This is a genomic window from Dyella jiangningensis (assembly GCF_003264855.1).
Classification (GTDB): Bacteria; Pseudomonadota; Gammaproteobacteria; order Xanthomonadales; family Rhodanobacteraceae; genus Dyella; species Dyella jiangningensis_C.
In genome coordinates this window covers 1,271,157-1,296,861 of record NZ_NFZS01000001.1, presented here as the reverse complement: position 1 = coordinate 1,296,861, position 25,705 = coordinate 1,271,157, and the positions used below count along the sequence as shown (strand labels likewise).

Here is a 25,705-nt window from a genome sequence, read left to right as displayed (position 1 = left end):
AGGGCTCCGGTTGATTACTTCGAATAGAGCTCGACGATCAGGCTCTCGTTGATGTCGGTCGGCAGGTCGCCGCGGTCCGGCATCGCCTTGAAGGTGCCTTCGAACTTCTTGCTGTCGACTTCCACCCACTGCGGGCGCAGGTCCATGGTGTCGAACACGGTCGCCGCTTCCTGCACGCGCAGCTGGTTGCGGGCGCGCTCGGTCAGGGCCACCACGTCGCCGGAACGAACCTGGTACGACGGAATGTTCACCTTCTTGCCGTTGACCAGCACAGCCTTGTGGCTGACCAGCTGACGGGCCTGGGCGCGGGTGACCGCGAAGCCCATGCGGTAGACGACGTTGTCCAGACGGCTCTCGAGCAGGCGCAGCAGGTTCTCACCGGTGTTGCCCTTGAGGGTCGACGCCTTGGTGTAGTAGTTGCTGAACTGGCGCTCGAGGACGCCGTAGATGCGCTTGACCTTCTGCTTTTCACGCAGCTGCAGCGCATAGTCCGACAGACGGGCGCGCTTGTTGGCGCCATGCTGACCGGGCTTGTTTTCCAGCTTGCACTTCGAATCGATAGCGCGAGCGGGGCTCTTCAGACTGAGGTCTGCACCCTCGCGGCGGGCGAGCTTGCAGGTAGCTCCACGATAACGTGCCATGGGTATGCTCCTTAGACTCGACGCTTCTTGGGGGGACGGCAGCCGTTGTGCGGAATCGGCGTAACGTCAATGATGTTGAGAACCTTGTAGCCGAGGGCGTTCAGCGAACGAACCGCCGACTCGCGACCCGGGCCCGGGCCCTTGATGCGCACTTCCACCGTCTTCACGCCGTAGTCGCCAGCCGCGCGGCCAGCCTTCTCGGCGGCCACCTGGGCAGCGAACGGGGTCGACTTGCGCGAACCGCGGAAACCCGCGCCGCCGGCAGTCGCCCACGACAGGGCGTTGCCCTGGCGATCGGTGATGGTGACGATGGTGTTGTTGAAGGAGGCTTGCACGTGGGCCACGGCATCCGTGACAACGCGCTTGATCTTCTTCTTGGTCTTGACAGGCTTGGCCATGTTCGGAATCCGTTACTTCTTGATGGCGCGACGCGGGCCCTTGCGGGTGCGTGCGTTGGTACGCGTGCGCTGGCCGCGCACCGGCAGGCCACGGCGATGACGCAGGCCGCGGTAGCAACCCAGATCCATCAGACGCTTGATGGCAATACCGACCTCACGGCGAAGATCGCCTTCGACGACGTACTTGCCGATTTCGTGGCGAAGCTTTTCCACTTCACCTTCACTCAGGGACTTGATCTGCGTGGTGGGAACCACGCCTGCGTCCGCGCAGACCTTCTTGGCCCGGCTGCGGCCGATCCCGTAAATGCTCTGCAGGCCAACCCAGACATGTTTCTGGACCGGCAAATTGACACCCGCGATGCGCGCCATGATGTACTTTCTCCGATGCGTTTCGTGCGCGGTAAACGCGCAATTCTAACCGTAAATAACCCAACAGGAAAGCCCTGCGGCACCAGGGGTACCGCTGCCCTCCAATCCAGACCAACTTCCCACCACCCCAGCAGCCATCAGTTGCGGCGGAGGTTGGCCTTCTTGAGCAGGCTTTCGTACTGGTGACTGACCAAATGCGCCTGCACCTGGGCAGTGAAATCCATCACCACAACCACGACGATCAGCAGAGAGGTGCCGCCGAAGTAGAACGGGACGTGCCACGCTTTTTGCATAAACGAGGGAACCAGACAGACCAGCACCAGGTAGAGGGCGCCGACACCGGTCAGACGGGTCATCACGTTATCGATGTAATCGGCCGTCGAGCGGCCGGGGCGGATACCCGGAATCAAGGCGCCGGAGCGCTTGAGGTTGTCCGCCGTCTCCTGGGAGTTGAACACGATCGCCGTATAGAAGAAGGCGAAGGTGATCACCAGCACCGCGAAGACGATGTCGTACAGGGGTTCACCCGGGGTGAGCGCCTGGGTCAGCTCGGTCAACCAGCGCGACTGGTGGCCCTGGCCGAACCACGTTGCCGCGGTCGCCGGGAACATCAGCAGGCTCGACGCGAAGATCGGCGGGATCACGCCCGACATGTTGATCTTCAGCGGCAAGTGCGAGGTCTGGTTCATGTAGGCCCGCTGCCCGCCGGAACGTCGCGCGTAGTTCACCGTGATGCGCCGCTGGGCGCGCTCCATGAACACCACGAACGCCGTCACCGCGAGGATCAGGCCCACCACCATGATCATCTTGATCACGGAGAGCTCGCCGTTGCTGGCCATGGTCAGCGTGTGCGCCACGGCACCCGGCAGACCCGCGACGATACCGGCGAAGATCAGCAGCGAGATGCCGTTGCCGATGCCGCGCTCGGTGATCTGCTCACCCAACCACATCAGGAACATCGTGCCGGCGGTGAGGCCGACGATTGACGCCATGATGAAGCCGGCACCCGGGGTATAGACCACCGGTGCACCACCCGCTGCGACCTGCTTCTGCAGTGCCACTGCGATACCGAACGCCTGGAAGGCCGCCAAGCCCACCGTGCCGAAGCGCGTGTAGGTGGTCATCTTGCGACGACCGGACTCACCTTCCTTGCGCAGCGCCTGCAGGCTCGGGATCACCGAACCCATCATCTGCACCACAATGGATGCGGAGATGTACGGCACCACGCCAAGCGCGAACACCGAGAAGCGTGCCAGCGAGCCACCCGAGAACATGTTGAACATGTTCATCAGGCCGCCGCCCTGCTCGATCAGGTTCGTCATGGCTTCCGGGTTGACACCCGGGACCGGGATGAAGGAACCGAGACGGAAGACGATCAGCGCACCAATCACGAAGAAGATGCGCTGACGCAGTTCCGTCAGCTTGCCGAGCGATCCGAGCGATGTGCCCTGGGCTGACGCCACGTGATTACTCCACGCTGCCGCCGGCAGCTTCGATCGCCGCCTTGGCGCCGGCCGTGGCCAGCAGGCCCGACAGCTTCACCGCGCGGCCGATCTCGCCCTTGAGGACGACCTTGACCTTCTTGGCGTGGCTGTCGATCAGACCGGCCTGATGCAGGACGATCGCGTCGATCACGTCGGCCTTGAGAGCCGCCAACTCATACAGGAACACTTCCTGGCTTTCTTTCTTCTTCAGCGAGCGGAAGCCAACCTTCGGCAGGCGACGCTGCAGCGGCATCTGGCCGCCCTCGAAACCGTACTTGTGGGTGCCGCCCGCGCGAGCGTGCTGACCCTTGTGACCGCGACCGGCGGTCTTGCCGAGGCCCGAACCAATACCGCGACCCACGCGAAGGCGGGTCTTGCGGGCACCGGCGGCCGGCTTGATGTCGTTAAGACGCATGGTGATTACTCCTCAACCCGCACGAGGTAATAGACGGTGTTGATCAGGCCGCGCACCTGCGGGCTGTCCTTCAACTCACGGACGTCGTTGAGCTTGCTCAGGCCGAGCGCCTTGACGCTCAGGCGATGACGGCTCTGCACACCGCGCAGGCCCTTGACCAGGCGCACGCGCACGGTGGCGGCGGTTTCGTTGTTCTTAGCCATTGCCCAGCACCTCTTCCACGGTCTTGCCACGCTTGGCAGCGATCTGCTTCGGCGAGGCAACGGCCTGCAGGCCCTTGATGGTCGCGCGGACCAGGTTGATCGGGTTGCGCGAACCGACGGCCTTGGCCAGCACGTTCTTCACGCCCACCACTTCGAGCACGGCGCGCATGGCACCGCCGGCGATGACGCCGGTACCTTCAGAGGCCGGCTGCATGAACACGCGAGCTGCACCGTGGTTGGCCTTGATGGCGTACCACAGCGTGCCGTTGTTGAGATCGATGCTCACCATGTTGCGGCGGGCGCGGTCCATGGCCTTGGAGATGGCGACCGGCACTTCGCGCGCCTTGCCATAGCCGAAGCCCACGCGACCTTCGCCGTCGCCGACCACGGTCAGCGCGGTGAAACTCATCTGGCGGCCACCCTTCACGGTCTTGGCCACGCGGTTGACGGCAATCAGCTTCTCGAGCAGGCCGTCGGAATTTTCGCGATCGGTAGAAGACATGTTCTTTTCCGTATGCCTGGCGGACCAGGACTTTTGCTTGCGGCTGGGCCGCTTGGAGTTGTGGGTACTACATGTGGCTTCAAGTGCCGGGCGAACCCGGCACTCGATGCCAACCGGCTTAGAACTTCAGGCCGGCTTCGCGGGCCGCATCGGCCAGCGCCTTGATACGACCGTGGAAGCGGAAGCCCGAGCGATCGAACGCCACGGACTCGATACCGGCTGCCAGCGCACGCTCGGCCACGGCCTTACCGACAGCAGCAGCGGCGGTGAGGTTCTTGGTGCCCTTCAGGCCTTCGGCCACCGACTTCTGTACGGTGGAAGCAGCCGCAACCACGTTCTGGCCGTCGGCGGCGAACACCTGCGCGTACAGGTGCTGGCCGGTGCGATGGACCGACAGGCGAGCCACACCGAGCTTGCGGATGTGGGAGCGAGTGGCCTTTGCGCGGCGCAGGCGGGATTCGTTCTTGTTCATCGTGTTCTCTCCAGGAAGCGGATAGACCCTTAGGCCTTCTTGGCTTCCTTCAGGGTGATCTTCTCGCCCGAATAGCGGACGCCCTTGCCCTTGTACGGTTCCGGCGGACGGATCGCACGGATCTTGGCGGCCACTTCGCCCACGCGCTGCTTGTCCGTACCCTTGATCAGGATTTCGGTCTGCGACGGGGTTTCGATGGAGATGCCTTCCGGCGCGTCGAACACGACCGGATGCGAGAAGCCCAGAGCGATGTTCAGCGACTTGCCGGCCATCGAGGCACGGTAGCCCACGCCGACGAGCTCGAGCTTGCGCTCATAACCGTCGGACACGCCCTTGACCATGTTGGCCAGCAGCGCGCGGAGCGTGCCACCGAACTTGTCATCGGCGCCTTCGGCCACGGCGATGTTCGCCACGCCGTTGTCGATGGAAACGGATGCGCCCGGCAGGGCGTGGGTCGCCAGGGTGCCCTTCGGGCCCTTGACGGTGATGCCATTGGCGTTCGAGGTGATCTCAACGCCCTTCGGCAGGGTAATCGGCTGTTTGGCAACGCGGGACATCGTCGGCTCCTTATGCGACCTGGCCGATGACTTCGCCGCCCAGACCCTTGGCACGGGCCTGCGCGTCGGTCAGCAGACCGGCGGAAGTCGAGATGATCGAGATACCCAGGCCACCAAGGACCTTCGGCAGTTCGTCCTTGCCGCGGTAGACGCGGAGGCCCGAGCGGCTGACGCGGGTAATGGTCTCGATGGCCGGACGGCCTTCGAAATACTTGAGCTTGATCTCGAGCACCGGCTTGCCCTCCACGGCGGAGGACTTGGCGTCGAGGATATAGCCCTCGTTCTTGAGAAGGTTGGCGATGGCCACCTTCAGCTTCGACGACGGCATGTTTACGGTCTGCTTGCCCGTGAGCTGGGCATTGCGGATGCGCGTAAACAGATCGGCGATGGGATCAGTCATGCTCATGAAAACATCCTTCAGAGTGCACCGATATCCGAAAAACCGGAAATCAATTGAGTTGTATGCCGGCACAGTGACCGGTCTGCGAAGTGCAGACCATCGACTATAGCAGCATTTTTCCGACTTTGCGAATGTCGGCGCGTATTCGCGCCAACGGCGGCAGGCCGCAGGGCCCGCCGCCGCATCGAGCAAGAGCGGGTTTTCCCCGCCCTGCCCTGTTTGGGGTCTTACCAGCTGGCCTTGCGCAGGCCAGGAACGTCGCCACGCATGGTGGCTTCGCGCAGCTTGTTACGGCCGAGGCCGAACTTCTGGTACACGGCGCGCGGACGGCCGGTCAGCGCGCAGCGGGTACGCTGGCGAGCCGGGCTGGCGTCACGCGGCTGCTTCTGCAGCTTGGCCTGGGCCTCCATCTTCTCCTCGTAGGAGGCGGTGGGGCTCAGCACAATCGCCTTCAGTTCGGCGCGCTTGGCGGCGTACTTCTTGACGAGCTTGGTCCGCTTGAGGTCGCGGTTAACCATCGAGGTCTTGGCCATATGTCTCTCGCGACTCTCTTAGTTGCGGAACGGGAAGCTGAAGGCTTCCAGCAGCGCCTTGGCTTCTTCGTCGGTCTTGGCGGTGGTGGTGATGGAGATGTCCATACCACGCATCGCGTCGACGGCGTCGAAGTCGATTTCCGGGAAGATGATCTGTTCCTTGATGCCGAAGTTGTAGTTACCACGGCCATCGAAGGCACGACCCGAGACACCACGGAAGTCGCGCGTACGCGGCAGCGAGATGTTGATCAGGCGATCGAGGAATTCCCACATCTGGGCGCGGCGCAGGGTGACCTTGCAGCCGATCGGCCAACCGTCGCGGATCTTGAACGAGGCGACCGACACGCGGGCCTTGGTCTGGATCGGCTTCTGGCCCGAGATCTTGGCCATGTCGGCCACGGCGTTCTCGAGCACCTTCTTGTTGCCGGCGGCTTCGCCCACGCCCATATTCAGCGTGATCTTGGTGATGCGGGGAACCTGCATCACGTTCTGGTAACCAAAACGCTCGGTGAGCTTCTTGATGACCTGGTCTTTGTAAAACGTTTCGAGACGCGTCGTCATAACATTTATTCCTTACGCGTCCACAACTTCGCCGTTGGACTTGAACACGCGCACCTTGCGCCCATCGGAGAGCGTCTTGGCGCCAACGCGTTCACCCTTGCCCGTGGCAGAGTTGAACAGCTGGACGTTGGAGATGTGGATCGAAGCCTCACGCTCGACGATGCCGCCGGCCTGGTTGGCCTGCGGATTCGGCTTGGTGTGACGCTTGACCAGGTTCACGTTGGAGACGAACACGCGGTCGCCATCAACACGCAGCACGTCGCCGCGCTGACCCTTGTTCTTGCCGGTGATCACGAGGACCTGATCACCCTTGCGGATACGGTTCATGGTCTAGTCTCCGCTCAGAGCACTTCGGGCGCGAGCGAGACGATCTTCATGAACTTCTCGCTGCGCAGCTCGCGAGTGACCGGTCCGAAGATACGGGTGCCGATCGGCTCGAGCTTGTTGTTGAGGAGGACCGCTGCATTGCCGTCGAAACGGATCAGCGAGCCATCGGGACGGCGCACACCCTTGGCGGTACGAACCACCACGGCGTTGTACACCTCGCCCTTCTTCACCTTGCCGCGGGGGATGGCATCCTTCACGGTGACCTTGATCACGTCACCGATCGCGGCGTAACGGCGCTTGGAGCCGCCGAGCACCTTGATGCACATCAGTTCGCGGGCGCCGCTATTGTCAGCCGCGGAAAGCGTGCTTTGCATCTGGATCATGTCTGCACCCTCCCTTAGACGTTAGCGCGCGTGATGATTTCGACCACGCGGTGATGCTTGGTCTTGGACAGAGGACGGCATTCCGCGATGCGGACCAGGTCGCCTTCGTTGGCACCCAGGTCGTCCTGCGCGTGCAGCTTGGTCGAACGGCGGATGATCTTGCCGATCAGCGGATGCTGTTCCTGGCGCTCGATCAGGACCGTCACGGTCTTGTCCATCTTGTTGCTGATGACGCGGCCCTCGAGGGTGCGCGTCTGCTTCTGGTTGTCGCTCATATCGGCCGTCCCTTACTTCTTGCCGCCGAGCACGAACTTCGTGCGGGCGATGTCGCGCCGAACGCGGCGCAGCTGGTGCGGCTGGTTGAGCTGGCCGGTGCCCTTCTGCATGCGCAGGTTGAACTGCTCCTTGCGCAGGTCCAGCAGGTGCTTATTCAGCTCTTCGGCCGTCTTGTTGGTCAGATCTTTGATGGCCATATCACATCACCGCCCGGGTCACGAATTGGGTCTGGACCGAGAGCTTGGCAGCGGCAAGGCGGAAAGCCTCGCGTGCGGTTGCCTCGTCGATACCCTCGATTTCATAAAGCATGCGGCCCGGCTGGATCGGAGCGACCCAGTATTCGACGCCACCCTTACCGGCACCCATTCGAACTTCGATGGGCTTCTTGGTGATGGGCTTGTCCGGGTACACGCGGATCCACAGCTTGCCGCCGCGCTTGACGAAGCGGGTGATGCAGCGACGACCGGCCTCGATCTGACGCGCGGTGAGCGCGCCGAACGTGGTGGCCTTCAGGCCGAACTCGCCAAAGCTGACGAGGTTCGAGCTGAACGCCAGACCGTCGTTGCGGCCCTTGAACTGCTTACGGAATTTGGTTCGCTTGGGTTGCAGCATGGCAACTCTCCTTACTTCGCCGTCCGCTCGCGGCGGCCTTCACCGCCCTCGCGACGCGATTCACGACGACCCTCGCCACCCTCACGGCGCGGCTGGGACTGCTCTTCCTTCGGCTCCTGGTTGATCTGGGACAGATCGAAGATCTCGCCCTTGTAGATCCACACCTTGATGCCGATGATGCCGTAGGTGGTCTTCGCCTCGGCGAAGCCGTAGTCGATGTCCGCACGTAGCGTGTGCAGCGGAACGCGACCCTCACGAGCCCATTCGGAACGAGCAATCTCGGCGCCGTTCAGACGACCAGAGACATTGATCTTGATGCCCAGGGCGCCCAGGCGCATCGCGTTGCCGACCGAGCGCTTCATGGCGCGGCGGAACATGATGCGACGCTCCAGCTGCTGCGCGATCGACTCGGCGACCAGCTGCGCGTCCAGCTCGGGCTTGCGCACTTCGCTGACGTTGATGTGCGCCGGAACGCCCATCATGTCGCTGACTTCCTTGCGCAGCTTCTCGATGTCCTCGCCCTTCTTGCCGATCACCACGCCCGGACGGGCGGTGTGGATCGTCACGCGCGCGGTCTTGGCCGGACGCTCGATGAGGATCTTCGAAATGCCGGCCTGGGCCAGCTTCTTGCGCAGCATCTCACGGACCTTCAGGTCGGCCGCGAGGTACTGGGCGTATTCGCCCTTATTGGCGTACCACTTCGAGTTCCAGTCCTTGGCAATGCCGAGGCGGATACCGGTGGGATGAACTTTATGACCCATCGTCTATGTCCTCTTAGTTGCCAACGACCACAGTGATGTGGCTCGTGCGCTTCAGGATGCGGGAACCGCGGCCCTTGGCGCGGGCGTACATGCGCTTCATCGCCGGACCTTCGTCGACAAAGATGCGCGAGACCTTCAGCTCGTCGACGTCAGCACCGAGGTTGTTCTCGGCGTTGGCGACGGCTGACAGCAGCACCTTGCGAACAATGTGCGCGGCCTTCTTGTTGGTGAAATTGAGCACGTCGCTGGCACGGCCCACGGGCATACCGCGGACCAGGTCAGCTACCAGGCGTGCCTTCTGCGCCGAAATGCGGGCGCTGCGCAGGATCGCTTTGGCTTCAGTGCTCATCACTTGCCCTTCTTGTCGCCGCCATGGCCCTTGAAGGTACGGGTCACCGCGAACTCGCCGAGCTTGTGCCCGACCATGTTCTCGTTGACCAGCACGGGGACATGCTGACGGCCGTTGTGGATGGCGATGGTCAGGCCAACCATCTCCGGGAGGATCATCGAACGACGCGACCAGGTCTTGATCGGACGCTTGTTATTGGCGGAAACGGCGGCTTCCACCTTCTTTACGAGGTGCAGGTCGACGAACGGACCTTTCTTTAGAGAGCGCGGCATAGTCGTTTCCTATTACTTGCGGCGACGCACGATGAACTGCTGCGTGCGCTTGTTGTTGCGGGTCTTGTAACCCTTGGTCGGCGTGCCCCACGGGCTGACGGGATGACGGCCACCAGAGGTACGGCCTTCACCACCGCCGTGCGGATGGTCGACCGGGTTCATCACGACACCGCGGACGGTCGGACGAATGCCGAGCCAACGCTTCGCGCCGGCCTTGCCGAGCTTCTTCAGGCTGTGTTCGCTGTTGCCGACTTCACCGATGGTGGCGCGGCAGTCGACCGGCACCTTGCGCATTTCGCCGGAGCGGAGACGCAGGGTGGCGTAGCCGGACTCGCGGGCCACCAGCTGGACCGAGGCACCGGCGGAGCGTGCGATCTGCGCACCCTTGCCCGGCTTCATCTCAATGCAGTGGATGGTCGAACCGACCGGGATCGAGCGCAGCGGCAGGCTGTTGCCGGCCTTGATCGGCGCGTCGCTGCCCGACACCAGACGGTCACCCACCACCACGCCCTTCGGCGCGATGATGTAGCGGCGCTCGCCATCGGCGTAGCACAGCAGCGCGATGTGCGCGGTGCGGTTGGGATCGTACTCGATGCGCTCGACGCGGGCGGCGATGCCTTCCTTGTCGCGCTTGAAGTCGATGATGCGGTAACGCTGCTTGTGACCACCACCCTGGTGGCGAACGGTGATGCGACCGTAATGGTTGCGGCCGCCGTTCTTGGTCTTCGCTTCGGTCAACGCCGCGTACGGCGCGCCCTTGTGGAGACCCTCGGTGCGGACGCTGACTGCGTCGCGGCGTCCGGGGGAGGTCGGCTTATGAGTGATCAGTGCCATCTCAATTCAACTCCTGGCTCAGGCCTTGGACGACACGTCGATGGTCTGGCCATCGGCGAGGCGAACGTAGGCCTTGCGCTTGCCCTGGCGGCTGCCAGCGCGGAAACGGAAGGACTTGACCTTGCCCTTGGCATTGACGAGGTTCACCTGCTCGACCTTGACGTCGAACATCTGTTCCACCGCAGCGCGGACATCGGCCTTGGTTGCTTCGGGAGCAACCACGAAAACGTACTGGTTCTTCTCGGCGAGGCGAGCAGCCTTTTCCGAGATGTGCGGCGCGCGCAGCGTATTCAGGATGCGTTCGTTGCTCATGCGAGCCACTCCTCGATCTTCTTCACCGCATCGACCGTCATGACGATGTGGTCGGAACCGACCAGGCTGACCGGGTTCAGGGCCAGCACGTCAACGACGTGGATGTACGGGATGTTGCGCGCGGCCAGGAAGGTCGCCTCGTTGGCGTCTTCCGAAACCAGCAGCACGCGGCCGGAAACCTGCAGCTCGGCCAGCTTGGCAACCATCGCCTTGGTCTTGGGCGACTCGATGCCGAAGCTCTCGACGACCTTCAGGCGATCCTGGCGGATCAGCTCGGAAAGGATCGAACGGAGCGCGACACGGTAAGCCTTGCGGTTGACCTTCTGCTCGTAGTTGCGCGGCTTGGCTGCAAACGTGACACCACCGCCCACGAAGATCGGAGCGCGGTAGTCGCCGTGACGAGCGCCGCCGCCCTTCTGCTTCTTGAACTTCTTGGTGGTACCCGACAGCTCACCACGCGACAGCTGGGCCTTGGTACCGGCGCGACCGCCGGCCTGGTAGGCCACAACCACCTGATGGATCAGGGCCTGCTTGAACTCACCGCCGAACACTTCGTCCGACACGTTGAGCGGCTTGGCGCCAATGACATTGATTTCCATGGCGTCTCTCCTCAGCCCTTGGTCGTCGGACGGATGACGACGTCGCCGCCGGTCGCACCCGGCACCGCGCCCTTCACCGCGATCAAATGACGCTCGGCGTCGACCTTGACCACTTCCAGGCCTTGCTGGGTACGGTTCACCGCGCCCATGTGGCCTGCCATCTTCTTGCCCGGGAACACGCGGCCCGGGGTCTGACGCTGACCGATAGAACCCGGCGCGCGATGCGACAGCGAGTTACCGTGGGTTGCGTCACCCATCGTGAAGTTGTGGCGCTTGATGGTGCCCTGGAAGCCCTTGCCCTTCGACACGCCAGCGACGTCAACGATCTGACCCACCTGGAACACGTCGTCAGCCTTGATCTCGGCGCCCACGCTGTACTTGCCGAGGTCGTCGGCAGACACGCGGAACTCCCACAGACCACGACCCGGCTCAACCTTCGCCTTGGCGTAGTGACCCTTCAGCGGCTGGGTCAGCAGGCTGGCGCGCTTGACGCCCGCCGCGACCTGCACAGCGCTGTAACCATCGTTATCTTCCGTCTTCAGCTGCGTGACGCGATTCGGGGTGGCCTCAATCAGGGTCACCGGAATCGAACGTCCGTCTTCAGTGAAGAGTCGGCTCATGCCGCACTTGCGGCCAACCAGTCCGATACTCATCTTCGTATCCTGTCTATCGCTCAACCGAGCTTGATCTGAACGTCAACGCCAGCGGCGAGATCAAGCTTCATGAGCGCGTCCACGGTCTTGTCGTTGGGGTCGACGATGTCGAGCACGCGCTTGTGCGTACGGGTCTCGTACTGATCGCGGGCATCTTTGTCGACGTGCGGCGACACCAGAATGGTGTAGCGCTCGATCTTGGTCGGGAGCGGAATCGGGCCGAGAACCGTAGCGCCGGTGCGCTTGGCCGTCTCGACGATTTCGCTGGCCGAACGGTCGATCAGACGATGATCGAACGCCTTGAGCCGGATGCGAATCTTTTGGTTCGCCATAAACCGTGTCCTGTTATCGAAAGAACAAATACTGTGAACCGGATGGGCTTCTCACCCATCCGCACAACCCATTTACTGCAGCACTGCAAGCCGTAGTGACGGGCTAAAAACCACGCCGCATATCGACCTTAAAAGACTAGGCAGGCCCTGAACGGGCCCACCTAGACGAAAAAGTATAAAACGCGCGAAATGGCCAGGTCAACAAAGCGTCATGCTTTGTCGCCCAAGCCCTTTCTTGCGTATTGGCCATCCAGGCCAGCGAACTCGAAGCACTTCCTGTGCCTCATTTCGCTGTAAGGTCGCCGAGCACAAGGCACGTCGACAGGCAAGACGGTAACTATAGCTGCAAATTCAGTCGAGGAAAAGCCCTTAATCGTGCTTCCAGCTGAATTTGCTAAAAAAAAACCGGCCCGAAGGCCGGTTTTTTCAGGTTGTCACCTCAAGGGTGACTCCCCTCTTCTTACTTGATGACCTTGGCCACCACGCCGGCGCCGACGGTACGGCCGCCTTCGCGGATCGCGAAGCGCAGGCCCTGGTCCATGGCGATCGGGTGGATCAGGGTGACAACCATCTTGATGTTGTCGCCCGGCATGACCATCTCGACGCCTTCCGGCAGCTCGATGGCGCCGGTCACGTCGGTCGTGCGGAAGTAGAACTGCGGGCGGTAGCCCTTGAAGAACGGGGTGTGACGGCCACCTTCGTCCTTCGACAGCACGTAGACCTCAGCCTCGAAGTCGGTGTGCGGGGTGATCGTGCCCGGCTTGGCCAACACCTGGCCGCGCTCGACGTCGTCGCGCTTGAGGCCGCGGAGCAGCAGACCGGCGTTGTCGCCTGCCTGACCCTGGTCCAGCAGCTTGCGGAACATTTCCACGCCCGTGACGGTGGTCTTCTGGGTCGGGCGGATGCCGACCACTTCCACTTCGTCACCGACCTTGATGATGCCGCGCTCGATACGACCGGTCACCACGGTGCCGCGGCCCGAGATCGAGAACACGTCTTCCACCGGCATCAGGAACGGCTGGTCAATGGCGCGCTCCGGCTCCGGAATGTACGTGTCCAGCGCGTCCACCAGCTTGATGATCGCCGGCACGCCGATTTCCGACTGGTCGCCTTCCAGCGCCAGCTTCGCCGAACCCTTGATGATCGGCGTGTCGTCGCCCGGGAAGTCGTACTTCGACAGCAGTTCGCGCACTTCCATCTCGACCAGCTCGAGCAGCTCGGCGTCGTCCACCATGTCGCACTTGTTCAGGAACACGATGATGTACGGAACGCCAACCTGACGCGCCAGCAGGATGTGCTCACGCGTTTGCGGCATCGGGCCGTCTGCGGCCGAGCACACCAGGATCGCGCCGTCCATCTGCGCCGCACCCGTGATCATGTTCTTCACGTAGTCGGCGTGGCCCGGGCAGTCGACGTGCGCGTAGTGGCGGTTCGCCGTTTCGTACTCGACGTGCGCGGTGTTGATCGTGATACCGCGCGCCTTCTCTTCCGGCGCCGCGTCGATCGCGTCGTACGCCTTGAATTCGCCGCCGAAACGCTCTGCACCCACCTTGGTCAGCGCAGCCGTCAGCGTCGTCTTGCCGTGGTCCACGTGACCAATCGTGCCGACGTTGACGTGCGGCTTGGTGCGTTCGAATTTACCCTTTGCCATGACTTAAACCTCTAAAAGAACGGTATGTAGTGGAGGAAGAAGGCCTTATCAGGCCTTCTTCATGACCTGCTCAGCGATGTTGTTCGGCGCTTCGGCGTAGTGGTCGAACTCCATCGTGAAGGTGGCGCGACCCTGGGTCAGCGAACGAATGGTCGTCGCGTAACCGAACATCTCGCCCAGCGGGACCATCGCGTTGATGGTCTTGCCCGACGGCGTGTCGTCCTGGCCCTGGAGCAGACCGCGACGGCGGCTCAGGTCGCCCATGACGTCGCCAACGTAGTCTTCCGGCGTCACCACCTCGACCTTCATGATCGGCTCAAGCAGCACCGGCGACGCCTTCGCGAAGCCCTGCTTGAACGCCATCGAAGCGGCCAGCTTGAACGCCATTTCCGAGGAGTCGACGTCGTGGTACGAGCCGAACACCAGCTTCACCTTCACGCCCACGACCGGGAAGCCGGCCAGCGGACCGCTGGTGATGGTTTCGCGCAGGCCCTTTTCGACGGAGGGGATGAATTCCTTCGGAATCACGCCACCGGTGATGTCGTTGATGAACAGGAAGTCATCCTTGACGGCATCACTCTTGCGCTCTTCTTCGGTCATCGGCGACAGCTCGATCACGACGTGACCGTACTGACCCTTACCCCCCGACTGCTTGGCGTGCTTGTAGTCCGACTTGACGTCCGAGGTACGGATCGTTTCGCGGTAGGCCACCTGCGGCTTGCCGACGTTGGCTTCCACGTTGAACTCGCGCTTCATGCGGTCGACGAGAATTTCGAGGTGCAGCTCGCCCATGCCCGAGATGATGGTCTGGCCGGATTCTTCGTCCGTACGCACGCGGAAGGACGGATCTTCGGCAGCCAGGCGGTCGAGCGCGATGCCCATCTTTTCCTGGTCGGCCTTGGTCTTCGGCTCGACCGCCTGCGAGATCACCGGCTCCGGGAACGTCATGCGCTCCAGAGTGATGATGTGATCCGGCGAGCACAGCGTGTCGCCGGTCGTCGCTTCCTTCAGGCCGACCGCCGCGGCGATGTCGCCCGCGCGGACTTCCTTGATTTCCTGACGCTCGTTCGCGTGCATCTGCAGGATGCGGCCGAGGCGCTCCTTCTTGGCCTTGATCGGGTTGAGCACCGGGTCGCCCGCATTCAACGAGCCCGAGTAGACGCGGAAGAAGATCAGCTGGCCGACGAACGGGTCGGTCATGATCTTGAACGCGAGCGCGGAGAACGGCTCCGAGTCGTCGGCCGAACGGGTCGCTTCCTTCTCGTCGTCGTCCACGCCCGAAACCGGCGGACGTCGACCGGCGACGGCAGCAAGTCGATCACGGCGTCGAGCATCGCCTGCACGCCCTTGTTCTTGAACGCGGTGCCGCACAGCATCGGCATGATCTCGCTGGACATGGTGCGCGAACGCAGGCCGCCGATGATCTCTTCCTCGGAGAGGTCGCCCTCTTCCAGGTACTTGTTCATCAGCTCTTCGGAGGCTTCGGCAGCCGACTCGACCATGTAGGAACGGGCCTCGTCAGCCTTGTCCTTCAGGTTCGCCGGGATGTCCTGGTACTCGAACTTCATGCCCTGGGATTCCATGTCCCAGATGATGGACTTCATCTTGAGCAGGTCGACCACGCCCTCGAAGTTGTCCTCGGCGCCAATCGGCACCTGCATCGGAACCGGGTTTGCACCCAGGCGAGCCTTCAGCTGGTCCACGACCTTGAAGAAGTTCGCGCCGGTGCGGTCCATCTTGTTGACGAACGCGAGGCGCGGCACCTTGTACTTGTTCGCCTGGCGCCACACGGTTTCCGACTGCGGCTGCACGCCGCCCACGGCGCAGAGCACGAACACGCGCCGTCGAGCACGCGCATCGAGCGCTCCACCTCGATCGTGAAGTCGACGTGCCCCGGCGTGTCGATGATGTTGATGCGGTGCTCGGGCAGGTTGCGGTCCATGCCCTTCCAGAACGCGGTGGTAGCAGCCGACGTGATCGTGATGCCGCGCTCCTGCTCCTGCTCCATCCAGTCCATCGTTGCAGCACCGTCGTGCACTTCACCGATCTTGTGGCTCACGCCGGTGTAGAACAGGATGCGCTCGGTCGTCGTGGTCTTGCCGGCATCGATGTGAGCGCTGATGCCGATGTTGCGGTAGCGCTCGATGGGAGTGTTGCGTGCCACGGTCTTAACCTCTGAAAGTTCTAGCTGTACTGCTTACCAGCGGTAATGCGAGAAGGCCTTGTTGGCCTCCGCCATGCGGTGCGTCTCTTCGCGCTTCTTGATCGCGCCACCGCGATTCTCGGAAGCCTCGAGCAGCTCGGCTGCCAGCTTGCGCGGCATCGAGGTCTCGCCACGCTTGCGCGCGGAATCGATGGCCCAGCGCATGGCCAGCGCCATGCGGCGGCCCGGACGCACTTCAACCGGCACCTGGTAGGTGGCGCCGCCGACACGACGGGACTTCACCTCGACCGCCGGAGCGATGTTGTTCAGCGCCTTCTCGACCAGCTGCACCGGCTCGGCGTTCTTTTCGCCCAGATGGGCCAGCGCACCGTAGACGATGCTCTCGGCGACCGACTTCTTGCCGCTCTTCATCACCATGTTGATGAAACGGGCGATCAGCTGGCTGCCGTGCTTGGGATCCGGCAGGATCAGACGGGCGGGATGTGAACCTTTACGCGACATAGTTAATTCCTAAAGATCAGGACTTCGGGCGCTTGGCGCCGTACTTGGAGCGCGACTGACGGCGCTTGGTGACGCCGGCGCAGTCGAGACTGCCGCGCACCGTGTGGTAACGCACACCCGGCAGATCCTTGACGCGACCGCCGCGGATCAGGACCACGGAGTGCTCCTGCAGGTTGTGACCTTCGCCACCGATGTAGCTGATCACTTCGTAGCCATTCGTCAGGCGCACCTTGGCGACCTTACGAAGGGCCGAGTTCGGCTTCTTCGGGGTGGTGGTGTAAACGCGCGTGCAAACGCCGCGACGCTGCGGGCTGTTCTGCAAAGCCGGCGAAGCACTCTTGTAGGTCTTCGGGCTGCGGGATTTGCGAACCAACTGGTTGACTGTCGTCATTGAAGCTGTTCCTGAGAAACATAAAGGCAGACCGAACCGGCTCGGTCTGCCAAGAAGCGGGAATTTAACATGGGCAGCCTGCCACAGACAAGCTAAGTCCCTGTCGTCCTTGGCCCGAACACGAGGCGCACTCCTTGCGCCTCATTTCGTATGTCAGCGAGTAGAGCCCGAGAGGGGCTTACTCCACACCAATGTCGCTACCGGTGGTGGCTTCCGAGAAGGAAGCCGACGAGGCGGAGCCGGAGAGAGTTTCAAGCTCCGAGGCGGTCAGACCACCCTGGCGATGACGCGATGCGTGATACGCCAGACCCGTGCCCGCCGGAATGAGACGGCCGACAATAACATTTTCCTTCAGGCCACGCAAGGTGTCGCGCGTTCCGCGGACCGCGGCTTCCGTCAGCACTCGGGTGGTTTCCTGGAAGGACGCCGCCGAGATGAAGGATTCCGTGGCCAGCGAGGCCTTGGTGATGCCGAGCAGCACCGACTGGAATTCCGTCGGACGCTCGCCGCGCTTGACGGCACGCTCGTTCTCCGCGTTGATGCGGACACGCTCGACCTGCTCACCGCGCAGATAGTGGCTGTCGCCCGGCTCGGTGATCTCGACCTTGCGCAGCATCTGGCGAATGATCGCTTCGATGTGCTTGTCGTTGATCTTCACGCCCTGCAGGCGGTAGACGTCCTGGATTTCCTTCACCAGGTACGAAGCCAGCGGCTCGACGCCCAGCAGGCGCAGGATGTCGTGCGGACTGGGCTCGCCGTCCACGATGGTTTCGCCCTTCTCCACGTGCTCGCCTTCGAACACGATGACCTGACGCCACTTGGGAATCAGCTCCTCGTGCTCGTTGCCGTCCACATCCTTGATGATGAGGCGCTGCTTGCCCTTGGTGTCCTTGCCGAAGCTGACCACGCCCGAACGCTCGGCGAGGATCGCCGGTTCCTTCGGCTTGCGGGCTTCGAACAAGTCGGCCACGCGCGGCAGACCACCGGTGATGTCGCGGGTCTTCGACGTTTCCTGCGGGATACGGGCAACCACGTCACCCACGCCCACCTGTACGCCGTTCTGGATCGACACGATGGCGCCGGCCGGGAGCATGTACTGCGCCGGCACGTCGGTGCCGGGCAGCTTCAGCTCGCGACCCTTGGCGTCTTCCAGACGCACGATCGGGCGCAGGTCCTTGGCGGCCGTACCACGGCGCTTCGGATCGGTCACCACCGCCGACTCCAGGCCGGTCAGTTCGTCGGTCTGGCTCTGCACGGTGACGCCATCGATGAAGTCGATGAAGCGCACGGTACCGGCCACTTCCGACACGATCGGATGGGTATGCGGATCCCAGTTGGCCACGGCCTGGCCGGCCTTGACCGGATCGCCGTCCTTGACCGCGATGGTGGCGCCGTAAGGCACCTTGTAGCGCTCACGCTCGCGGCCGTTGGCGTCGATGACGCTGACTTCGCCCGAACGCGACACCGCCACCAGGTGGCCCTGCGAGTGCTGCACGGTCTTGAGGTTGTTGAACTTCAGCGTGCCGGTGGTCTTCACCGTCACGTTGTCCACGGCAGCCGCACGAGACGCCGCACCACCGATGTGGAACGTACGCATGGTCAGCTGGGTACCCGGCTCACCGATCGACTGCGCAGCCACCACGCCCACGGCTTCACCCATGTTCACCAGGTGGCCACGGGCCAGGTCGCGGCCGTAGCACAGCGCGCACACGCCATGATCGGCGGCGCAGGTGATGGGCGAGCGCACCTTGATCGACTGCACGCCGGCCTTGTCGAGCTTTTCGACCAGGGCTTCGTCCAGCAGCGTGTCGCGGGTGACGATCGGCTCGTTGTCTTCGCCCGGACCGTAGACGTCTTCCAGCGCCACACGACCCAGCACGCGATCGCGCAACGGCTCGACCACGTCGCCGCCTTCCACGATCGGCTGCATGGTGACGCCTTCGTCCGTGCCGCAATCGGGCAAGGTGATGACCACGTCCTGCGCCACGTCGACGAGACGACGGGTCAGGTAACCGGAGTTCGCGGTCTTCAGCGCCGTATCCGCCAGGCCCTTACGGGCACCGTGGGTGGAGTTGAAGTACTGCAGGACGTTCAGGCCTTCGCGGAAGTTCGCCTTGATGGGCGTCTCGATGATCGAGCCGTCCGGGCGGGCCATCAGGCCGCGCATGCCGGCCAGCTGACGGATCTGGGCGACCGAACCACGAGCGCCCGAGTCGGCCATGATGTACAGCGAGTTCATGGACTTCTGGTTGACCGTCTTGCCTTCGGCATCGGTCACCTTCTCGGTACCGATACCGTCGATCATCGCCTTGGCGACGAGTTCGTTGGTGCGCGACCAGATGTCGACGACCTTGTTGTAGCGCTCGCCGGCGGTCACGAGACCCGACTGGTACTGCTCCTGGATCTCGACGACTTCCTTCTCGGCTTCTTCCAGGATCGGCTTCTTCTCGGCCGGGATGATCATGTCATCGATGCCGATGGAGATGCCCGCGCGCGTGGCGAAGCGGAAGCCGGTATACATCAGCTGGTCGCCGAAGATCACGGTTTCCTTCAGCCCCAGGCGGCGGTAGCACTGGTTGATCAGGCGCGAGATGTTCTTCTTGGTCAGCTCGACGTTGGCCAGCGCGAACGGCAGGCCTTCCGGCATGATTTCGAGCAGCAGCGCGCGACCCACGGTCGTGTCGACCAGCTGGGTGGTTTCGGTGCGGTTGCCGTCCTCGTCGATCTGCACCTGGTTGATGCGGACCTTGACCTTGGCGTGCAGCTGCACGGCGCGGTTGTCGTAGGCGCGGCGAACTTCGCCGATGCCCGAGAACACCATGCCATTGCCCTTCGCGTTCACCAGCTCGCGGGTCATGTAGTACAGGCCCAGCACCACGTCCTGGGTCGGCACGATGATCGGCTCGCCGTTGGCGGGCGACAGGATGTTGTTGGTCGCCATCATCAGGGCGCGCGCTTCGAGCTGCGCCTCGATCGAGAGCGGCACGTGCACGGCCATCTGGTCACCGTCGAAGTCGGCGTTGAACGCCGCACAGACGAGCGGGTGGAGCTGGATCGCCTTGCCTTCGATCAGCTTCGGCTCGAACGCCTGGATGCCGAGACGGTGCAGCGTCGGTGCGCGGTTCAGCATCACCGGATGCTCGCGGATCACCTCTTCGAGGATGTCCCACACCTGGCCTTCCTCGCGCTCGACGAGCTTCTTGGCGGCCTTGATGGTGGTGGCTTCGCCGCGAGCCTGCAGCTTGGCGAAGATGAACGGCTTGAACAGCTCGAGCGCCATCAGCTTCGGCAGACCGCACTGGTGCAGCTTCAGCGTCGGACCCACCACGATGACCGAACGGCCCGAGTAGTCGACGCGCTTGCCCAGCAGGTTCTGACGGAAGCGACCCCCCTTGCCCTTGATCATGTCGGCGAGCGACTTCAGCGGGCGCTTGTTCGTGCCGGTCATGGCACGGCCGCGGCGGCCGTTGTCGAGCAGCGCGTCGACCGATTCCTGCAGCATGCGCTTCTCGTTGCGCACGATGATGTCGGGCGCATTGAGTTCGAGCAGGCGACGCAGGCGGTTGTTGCGGTTGATGACGCGACGGTACAGGTCATTCAGGTCGGAGGTCGCGAAGCGGCCGCCGTCCAGCGGGACCAGCGGACGCAGTTCCGGCGGCAGCACCGGCAGCACGGTCAGCACCATCCATTCCGGACGGTTGCCCGACTCCAGGAACGCCTCGATCAGCTTCACGCGCTTGGTGAGGCGCTTGAGCTTGGTCTCGGAGTTGGTGGAGGCGATTTCTTCCTTCAGGCGCACGACTTCGCCCGGAAGATCCAGGGACTTGAGCAGCTCGTAGACGGCCTCGGCACCCATGCGGGCGTCGAACTCGTCACCGTGCTCTTCCACGGCTTCCAGGTACTGGTCTTCGCTGAGCAGCTGGCCGCGCTCGAGCGCGGTCAGACCCGGATCGATCACGACAAACGCTTCGAAGTACAGGATGCGCTCGATGTCGCGCAGCGTCATGTCGAGCATCATGCCCAGACGCGACGGCAGCGACTTCAGGAACCAGATGTGCGCGACCGGCGAGGCGAGCTCGATGTGGCCCATGCGCTCGCGACGCACCTTCGCCAGCGTCACTTCCACGCCGCACTTCTCGCAGATCACGCCACGGTGCTTCAGGCGCTTGTACTTGCCGCACAGGCACTCGTAGTCCTTGATCGGGCCGAAGATGGCAGCGCAGAACAGGCCGTCACGCTCGGGCTTGAAGGTGCGGTAGTTGATCGTTTCCGGCTTCTTCACCTCGCCGTACGACCACGAGCGGATCAGCTCCGGCGAAGCCAGAGCGATCTTGATCGCATCGAAGTCAGGCGCGGTGCGCTGCTGGTTGAACAGATTGAGCAAGTCTTTCATGGATGTCTCCGAAGATCGGGAATGTGGAATGGAGAATCGGAAATCGGGAGAGCGAGGAATGGCGTTCCACTCCTCGCTTCCGCCTCAACTCACTTCACTTCGTCCAGATCGATATCGATACCGAGCGAGCGGATTTCCTTCACCAGCACGTTGAAGGATTCCGGCATGCCCGCCTCCATCTCGTGGTTGCCGTCGACAATGTTCTCGTACATCTGGTTACGGCCCTTCACGTCGTCCGACTTCACCGTCAGCATTTCCTGCAGCACGTACGACGCGCCGTACGCTTCGAGCGCCCACACTTCCATTTCACCGAAGCGCTGGCCACCGAACTGCGCCTTACCACCCAGCGGCTGCTGCGTGACGAGCGAGTACGGACCCGTCGAACGCGCGTGCATCTTGTCGTCGACCAGGTGGTGCAGCTTCAGGTAGTGCATGTAGCCGACGGTGACCGGGCGATCGAACGCCTCGCCGGTGCGGCCGTCGTACAGCGTCGTCTGGCCCGATTCCGGCAGATCGGCGAGCTTGAGCATCGCCTTGATCTCGGTTTCCTCGGCACCGTCGAACACCGGGGTGGCCATCGGCACGCCTTCCTGCAGGTTGTTGGCCAGCGCGAGGATTTCCTCGTCGGTCAACGACTTCAGGTCGACATGCTGCACGGCGCCCGCGACGTGGTGGTTGTACACCTGGTCGAGGAACTCGCGGATCTGCGCGACCTTGGCCTGCGCCTCGAGCATCTTCTGGATCTTCTTGCCCAGGCCCTTCGCGGCCCAGCCAAGATGCACTTCCAGAATCTGGCCGATGTTCATACGCGACGGCACGCCCAGCGGGTTCAGCACGATGTCGACCGAGGTACCGTCTTCGGAGAACGGCATGTCCTCCACCGGCACCACGTTGGACACCACACCCTTGTTACCGTGGCGACCGGCCATCTTGTCGCCCGGCTGGATGCGGCGCTTCACGGCCAGGAACACCTTGACCATCTTGAGCACGCCGGGAGCAAGGTCGTCACCCTGGGTGATCTTGCCCTGCTTCTCCTTGAAGCGCTTGTCGAACTCTTCCTTGTGACGCTTGATCTGATCAGCGGCGCGCTCGAGGAACTCGGTGACGTCCTCTTCCTTGACGTTGATCTTGAACCAGTCGTCCTTCTTCAGGCCGTCCAGGTAGGCGTCGGTGATCTCGGCGCCGCGCTTCAGGCCGCCCGGGCCGCTCATCGCGGTCTTGCCGACGAGCTGGGTGCGCATACGGTTGTAGATCGCGCCTTCCAGAATGCGGAACTGGTCATCAAGGTCCTTGCGGATGCGCTTGATTTCCATCTCCTCGATCTGACGGGCACGCTTGTCCTTCTCGATGCCGTCGCGGGTGAAGACCTGCACGTCGATGACGGTGCCGTCCATGCCCGACGGCACGCGCAGCGACGTGTCCTTCACGTCCGAAGCCTTCTCGCCGAAGATCGCGCGCAGCAGCTTCTCTTCCGGCGTCAGCTGGGTCTCGCCCTTCGGCGTGACCTTGCCGACCAGGACGTCGCCGGCTTCGACTTCCGCACCGATGTACACGATGCCGGACTCGTCGAGGCGGGCCAGCGCCTGCTCACCCACGTTCGGGATGTCGGCGGTGATTTCCTCGGCGCCCAGCTTGGTGTCACGCGCGATGCACGACAGCTCCTCGATGTGGATCGAGGTGTAGCGGTCTTCCTGCACGACGCGCTCGGAGAGCAGGATCGAGTCTTCGAAGTTGTAGCCGTTCCACGGCATGAACGCGATCAGCATGTTCTGGCCGAGCGCGAGCTCGCCCAGGTCGGTCGACGAACCGTCGGCCAGCGTGTCGCCCTTCGCCACGATGTCACCCACGTTCACCAGCGGGCGCTGGTTGAGGTTGGTGTTCTGGTTGGAACGGGTGTACTTGGTCAGCGTGTAGATATCGACGCCGGCATCATTGTCGCCGACCTCTTCCTCGTTCACGCGCACCACGATACGACCGGCGTCGACCTGGTCGATCACGCCGCCGCGCTTGGCGGTGACGATGACGCCCGAGTCACGCGCCACGGCGCGCTCGATGCCGGTACCGACCAGCGGGGTCTGCGAACGCAGGGTCGGCACGGCCTGACGCTGCATGTTCGCGCCCATCAGTGCGCGGTTCGCGTCATCGTGCTCGAGGAACGGCACGAGTGCGGCAGCGACCGACACCGTCTGCATGGGCGAGACGTCCATGTAGTCGACTTCAGCCGCCGGACGCAGCTCGGACTCGCCGCGGAAACGGCAGGACACGAAGTCTTCGATGAAGGCACCGTCCTTGAGCGGCGAGTTCGCCTGCGCGATGACGTGGTCGCCTTCCTCGATGGCCGAGAGGTAATCCACCTGGTCGGTGACCTTGCCGCCCACGACCTTGCGGTACGGCGTCTCGAGGAAGCCGTACGTGTTGGTGCGCGCATACACGGCCAGCGAGTTGATCAGACCGATGTTCGGACCTTCCGGCGTTTCGATCGGGCAGACACGGCCGTAGTGGGTCGGATGCACGTCGCGCACTTCGAAGCCGGCGCGCTCGCGGGTCAGGCCGCCTGGGCCCAGCGCGGAAACGCGGCGCTTGTGCGTGATTTCCGACAGCGGGTTGTTCTGGTCCATGAACTGGCTGAGCTGCGAGGAGCCGAAGAACTCCTTCACCGCCGCGGCCACCGGCTTGGCGTTGATCAGTTCCTGCGGGGTCAGACCTTCGGACTCGGCGAGCGACAAACGCTCGCGCACGGCGCGCTCGACACGCACCAGGCCGATGCGGAAGGTGTTCTCCGCCATTTCACCGACCGAACGCACGCGACGGTTGCCCAGGTGGTCGATATCGTCGACGGTGCCATGACCGTTCTTGATGTCGATGAGCACCTTGAGCACGTCGAGGATGTCGGAGCGGTCGCCCTGCGAGGCGACCAGCGCCTGGGCTTCCTCTTCCTTGCGGTCGGCGAAGTACTTCTTGTCGAACAGCACGCCCGGACCGACGATCTCCTGACGGCCCACGCGACGGTTGAACTTCATGCGACCCACGGCCGACAGGTCGTAGCGGTCGAAGGTGAAGAACAGGTTGTAGAACAGGTTCTGCGCGGCGTCCTTCGTCGGCGGCTCGCCCGGACGCATCATGCGATAGATTTCCACCAGCGCTTCGAGCTGCGTCTTGGTGTTGTCGATGCGCAGGGTATGCGAGATGTACGCGCCACGATCGAGATCGTTCACGTACAGGGTCGGCACGACCTCGATGCCCGCCTTGCGGAAGTTCTCGAGCTGCTCGGCGGTGATTTCGTCGTTGGCCTGGGCCAGCAGTTCGCCGGTCTTGGGATCGACCACGTCGATGGCGAGGATGCGGCCGACCGGATAGTCGTCCGGCACTTCCAGTGCGGTGATGTTTTCGGCGGCGAGCTGGCGCACATGACGCGCAGTGATGCGCTTGCCGGCTTCCACCAGCACCTTGTCACCGATCGTCAGGTCGAAGGTCAGCGTTTCGCCGCGCAGGCGCTCGGCGACGAGCTCCAGCGTGGTGCCGCCCTTCTTGCCCAGGTGGAACACGTTGTGCTCGAAGAACGTATCGAGCATCTCGACGTTGCTGTAGCCGAGCGCGCGCAGCAGCACGGTCACCGGCAGCTTGCGGCGACGGTCGATACGGGTGAACAGCGCATCCTTCGGATCGAACTCGAAGTCGAGCCACGAACCACGGTAGGGGATCACACGGGCGGAGAACAGCAGCTTGCCCGAGCTGTGCGTCTTGCCGCGGTCGTGATCGAAGAACACGCCCGGCGAACGATGCAGCTGCGAGACGATGACGCGCTCGGTGCCGTTGATGATGAAGGTGCCGGTCTCGGTCATGAGCGGGATCTCGCCCATGTAGACCTCCTGCTCCTTCACGTACTTCACGGCCTTCTTGGATGCCGGGCTGTCCTTGTCATAGATGACCAGGCGCACGGTGACGCGCAGCGGCGCGCCGAAGGTCATGCCGCGGTTGCGGCACTCGCGTTCGTCAAAGGGCGGCTCGCCCAGGCGATAGTCGACATACTCAAGCGCGGCGTTGCCCGAATAGCTCACGATCGGGAACACCGACTTCAGCGCGGCGTGGAGACCCTTGTCGTCGCGGGCCTTGGGAGCGACGTGCTCCTGCAGGAACTCGCGATAGGAATCGGTCTGGATGGTCAGCAGGTTCGGCACGCCCAATACAGGGGGACGCTTGCCGAAATCCTTGCGGATGCGCTTCTTCTCGGTAAACGAGTAGGTCATGGTGGGTACCGCCTCGGTTCGCAGTGACGCCGGTGGTGCACACACCGGCTGAATTGTGAAAGCTGTGTCTGCGGTCGACGGCCAGGTTGTGCTGCCCTGCCCGTCGATGCGTC

The 25,705-nt window shown here is 63.1% G+C and carries 30 protein-coding genes and 1 pseudogene; all 31 read right to left on the bottom strand.

What is annotated here, in order from left to right; genetic code table 11:
• Window positions 1–14 precede the first annotated feature (14 nt).
• On the bottom strand, window positions 15–641 hold the full coding sequence (gene rpsD / locus CA260_RS05755) for a 30S ribosomal protein S4 (RefSeq protein WP_038620398.1): 627 nt from the start codon (window positions 639–641) through the stop codon (window positions 15–17).
• A gap of 11 nt (window positions 642–652) precedes the next feature.
• Window positions 653–1,039, bottom strand: coding sequence for a 30S ribosomal protein S11 (rpsK, locus tag CA260_RS05750; RefSeq protein ID WP_007513384.1), 387 nt, complete (start codon window positions 1,037–1,039; stop codon window positions 653–655).
• Between the two features lie 12 nt (window positions 1,040–1,051).
• Window positions 1,052–1,408: a 30S ribosomal protein S13 gene (rpsM, locus tag CA260_RS05745; protein ID WP_019464879.1), complete on the bottom strand. Its 357-nt coding sequence runs from the start codon at window positions 1,406–1,408 to the stop codon at window positions 1,052–1,054.
• Between the two features lie 137 nt (window positions 1,409–1,545).
• Window positions 1,546–2,871: a preprotein translocase subunit SecY gene (gene secY / locus CA260_RS05740; RefSeq protein WP_038620404.1), complete on the bottom strand. Its 1,326-nt coding sequence runs from the start codon at window positions 2,869–2,871 to the stop codon at window positions 1,546–1,548.
• Window positions 2,872–2,875: 4 nt separating this feature from the next.
• Entirely contained in the window at window positions 2,876–3,313 is a 438-nt protein-coding gene (gene rplO, locus CA260_RS05735; RefSeq protein WP_202864066.1) for a 50S ribosomal protein L15, read from the bottom strand.
• On the bottom strand, window positions 3,313–3,510 hold the full coding sequence (gene rpmD / locus CA260_RS05730; protein WP_046972898.1) for a 50S ribosomal protein L30: 198 nt from the start codon (window positions 3,508–3,510) through the stop codon (window positions 3,313–3,315). Before rpmD ends, rplO begins: the two co-directional genes overlap by 1 nt.
• A complete protein-coding gene (rpsE, locus tag CA260_RS05725) occupies window positions 3,503–4,012 on the bottom strand; it encodes a 30S ribosomal protein S5 (RefSeq protein ID WP_111981408.1) in 510 nt (169 codons plus the stop codon). Before rpsE ends, rpmD begins: the two co-directional genes overlap by 8 nt.
• A 118-nt stretch (window positions 4,013–4,130) precedes the next feature.
• A complete protein-coding gene (gene rplR / locus CA260_RS05720) occupies window positions 4,131–4,484 on the bottom strand; it encodes a 50S ribosomal protein L18 (RefSeq protein WP_111981407.1) in 354 nt (117 codons plus the stop codon).
• A gap of 29 nt (window positions 4,485–4,513) precedes the next feature.
• Window positions 4,514–5,041, bottom strand: a complete 528-nt coding sequence (gene rplF / locus CA260_RS05715; RefSeq protein ID WP_038620412.1) for a 50S ribosomal protein L6 — start codon at window positions 5,039–5,041, stop codon at window positions 4,514–4,516.
• Window positions 5,042–5,051: 10 nt separating this feature from the next.
• A complete protein-coding gene (gene rpsH / locus CA260_RS05710; RefSeq protein ID WP_111981406.1) occupies window positions 5,052–5,447 on the bottom strand; it encodes a 30S ribosomal protein S8 in 396 nt (131 codons plus the stop codon).
• A 221-nt stretch (window positions 5,448–5,668) separates the two neighbouring features.
• The gene (rpsN, locus tag CA260_RS05705; protein ID WP_111981405.1) at window positions 5,669–5,974 is read right to left on the bottom strand and encodes a 30S ribosomal protein S14; all 306 of its coding nucleotides are present in this window, start codon (window positions 5,972–5,974) and stop codon (window positions 5,669–5,671) included.
• A gap of 18 nt (window positions 5,975–5,992) precedes the next feature.
• The gene (rplE, locus tag CA260_RS05700) at window positions 5,993–6,535 is read right to left on the bottom strand and encodes a 50S ribosomal protein L5 (RefSeq protein WP_038620419.1); all 543 of its coding nucleotides are present in this window, start codon (window positions 6,533–6,535) and stop codon (window positions 5,993–5,995) included.
• Between the two features lie 12 nt (window positions 6,536–6,547).
• Complete coding sequence (gene rplX, locus CA260_RS05695) at window positions 6,548–6,862, bottom strand: 50S ribosomal protein L24 (RefSeq protein WP_019464889.1); 315 nt, start codon at window positions 6,860–6,862, stop codon at window positions 6,548–6,550.
• A 14-nt stretch (window positions 6,863–6,876) separates the two neighbouring features.
• The gene (gene rplN / locus CA260_RS05690; protein WP_038620422.1) at window positions 6,877–7,245 is read right to left on the bottom strand and encodes a 50S ribosomal protein L14; all 369 of its coding nucleotides are present in this window, start codon (window positions 7,243–7,245) and stop codon (window positions 6,877–6,879) included.
• 14 nt (window positions 7,246–7,259) lie between these two features.
• Window positions 7,260–7,520, bottom strand: coding sequence for a 30S ribosomal protein S17 (gene rpsQ, locus CA260_RS05685; protein WP_038620426.1), 261 nt, complete (start codon window positions 7,518–7,520; stop codon window positions 7,260–7,262).
• 12 nt (window positions 7,521–7,532) lie between these two features.
• Window positions 7,533–7,718 carry a 50S ribosomal protein L29 gene (rpmC, locus tag CA260_RS05680; protein WP_019464891.1) on the bottom strand — a complete coding sequence of 62 codons (186 nt, stop codon included), beginning with the start codon at window positions 7,716–7,718 and terminating at the stop codon, window positions 7,533–7,535.
• Between the two features lies 1 nt (window position 7,719).
• Window positions 7,720–8,133 carry a 50S ribosomal protein L16 gene (gene rplP / locus CA260_RS05675; RefSeq protein ID WP_038620428.1) on the bottom strand — a complete coding sequence of 138 codons (414 nt, stop codon included), beginning with the start codon at window positions 8,131–8,133 and terminating at the stop codon, window positions 7,720–7,722.
• An 11-nt stretch (window positions 8,134–8,144) separates the two neighbouring features.
• Window positions 8,145–8,894 carry a 30S ribosomal protein S3 gene (gene rpsC, locus CA260_RS05670; RefSeq protein ID WP_111981404.1) on the bottom strand — a complete coding sequence of 250 codons (750 nt, stop codon included), beginning with the start codon at window positions 8,892–8,894 and terminating at the stop codon, window positions 8,145–8,147.
• 13 nt (window positions 8,895–8,907) lie between these two features.
• Window positions 8,908–9,243, bottom strand: coding sequence for a 50S ribosomal protein L22 (gene rplV / locus CA260_RS05665; protein ID WP_038620440.1), 336 nt, complete (start codon window positions 9,241–9,243; stop codon window positions 8,908–8,910).
• Window positions 9,243–9,515, bottom strand: coding sequence for a 30S ribosomal protein S19 (rpsS, locus tag CA260_RS05660; RefSeq protein WP_017461870.1), 273 nt, complete (start codon window positions 9,513–9,515; stop codon window positions 9,243–9,245). The genes rplV and rpsS overlap by 1 nt, the downstream gene beginning before the upstream one ends.
• A 12-nt stretch (window positions 9,516–9,527) precedes the next feature.
• Entirely contained in the window at window positions 9,528–10,349 is an 822-nt protein-coding gene (gene rplB, locus CA260_RS05655) for a 50S ribosomal protein L2 (protein ID WP_111981403.1), read from the bottom strand.
• Between the two features lie 18 nt (window positions 10,350–10,367).
• The gene (rplW, locus tag CA260_RS05650; protein ID WP_019464896.1) at window positions 10,368–10,661 is read right to left on the bottom strand and encodes a 50S ribosomal protein L23; all 294 of its coding nucleotides are present in this window, start codon (window positions 10,659–10,661) and stop codon (window positions 10,368–10,370) included.
• Window positions 10,658–11,260 (bottom strand): 50S ribosomal protein L4, encoded by a 603-nt coding sequence (gene rplD, locus CA260_RS05645; protein WP_111981402.1) that lies wholly within the window; start codon window positions 11,258–11,260, stop codon window positions 10,658–10,660. Before rplD ends, rplW begins: the two co-directional genes overlap by 4 nt.
• An 11-nt stretch (window positions 11,261–11,271) precedes the next feature.
• Window positions 11,272–11,913 carry a 50S ribosomal protein L3 gene (gene rplC / locus CA260_RS05640; protein WP_111981401.1) on the bottom strand — a complete coding sequence of 214 codons (642 nt, stop codon included), beginning with the start codon at window positions 11,911–11,913 and terminating at the stop codon, window positions 11,272–11,274.
• Window positions 11,914–11,933: 20 nt separating this feature from the next.
• Window positions 11,934–12,245: a 30S ribosomal protein S10 gene (gene rpsJ / locus CA260_RS05635; RefSeq protein ID WP_014402136.1), complete on the bottom strand. Its 312-nt coding sequence runs from the start codon at window positions 12,243–12,245 to the stop codon at window positions 11,934–11,936.
• Between the two features lie 460 nt (window positions 12,246–12,705).
• Complete coding sequence (gene tuf / locus CA260_RS05630; protein WP_111981400.1) at window positions 12,706–13,896, bottom strand: elongation factor Tu; 1,191 nt, start codon at window positions 13,894–13,896, stop codon at window positions 12,706–12,708.
• A 48-nt stretch (window positions 13,897–13,944) separates the two neighbouring features.
• Window positions 13,945–16,060 (bottom strand): annotated as a pseudogene (gene fusA / locus CA260_RS05625) (elongation factor G).
• Between the two features lie 33 nt (window positions 16,061–16,093).
• Window positions 16,094–16,561: a 30S ribosomal protein S7 gene (gene rpsG, locus CA260_RS05620; protein WP_102305037.1), complete on the bottom strand. Its 468-nt coding sequence runs from the start codon at window positions 16,559–16,561 to the stop codon at window positions 16,094–16,096.
• 16 nt (window positions 16,562–16,577) lie between these two features.
• Window positions 16,578–16,952, bottom strand: a complete 375-nt coding sequence (rpsL, locus tag CA260_RS05615) for a 30S ribosomal protein S12 (RefSeq protein WP_019464011.1) — start codon at window positions 16,950–16,952, stop codon at window positions 16,578–16,580.
• A gap of 178 nt (window positions 16,953–17,130) precedes the next feature.
• On the bottom strand, window positions 17,131–21,345 hold the full coding sequence (gene rpoC, locus CA260_RS05610) for a DNA-directed RNA polymerase subunit beta' (protein ID WP_111981399.1): 4,215 nt from the start codon (window positions 21,343–21,345) through the stop codon (window positions 17,131–17,133).
• An 89-nt stretch (window positions 21,346–21,434) separates the two neighbouring features.
• Window positions 21,435–25,592: a DNA-directed RNA polymerase subunit beta gene (gene rpoB, locus CA260_RS05605; RefSeq protein ID WP_111981398.1), complete on the bottom strand. Its 4,158-nt coding sequence runs from the start codon at window positions 25,590–25,592 to the stop codon at window positions 21,435–21,437.
• Window positions 25,593–25,705: the final 113 nt, after the last annotated feature.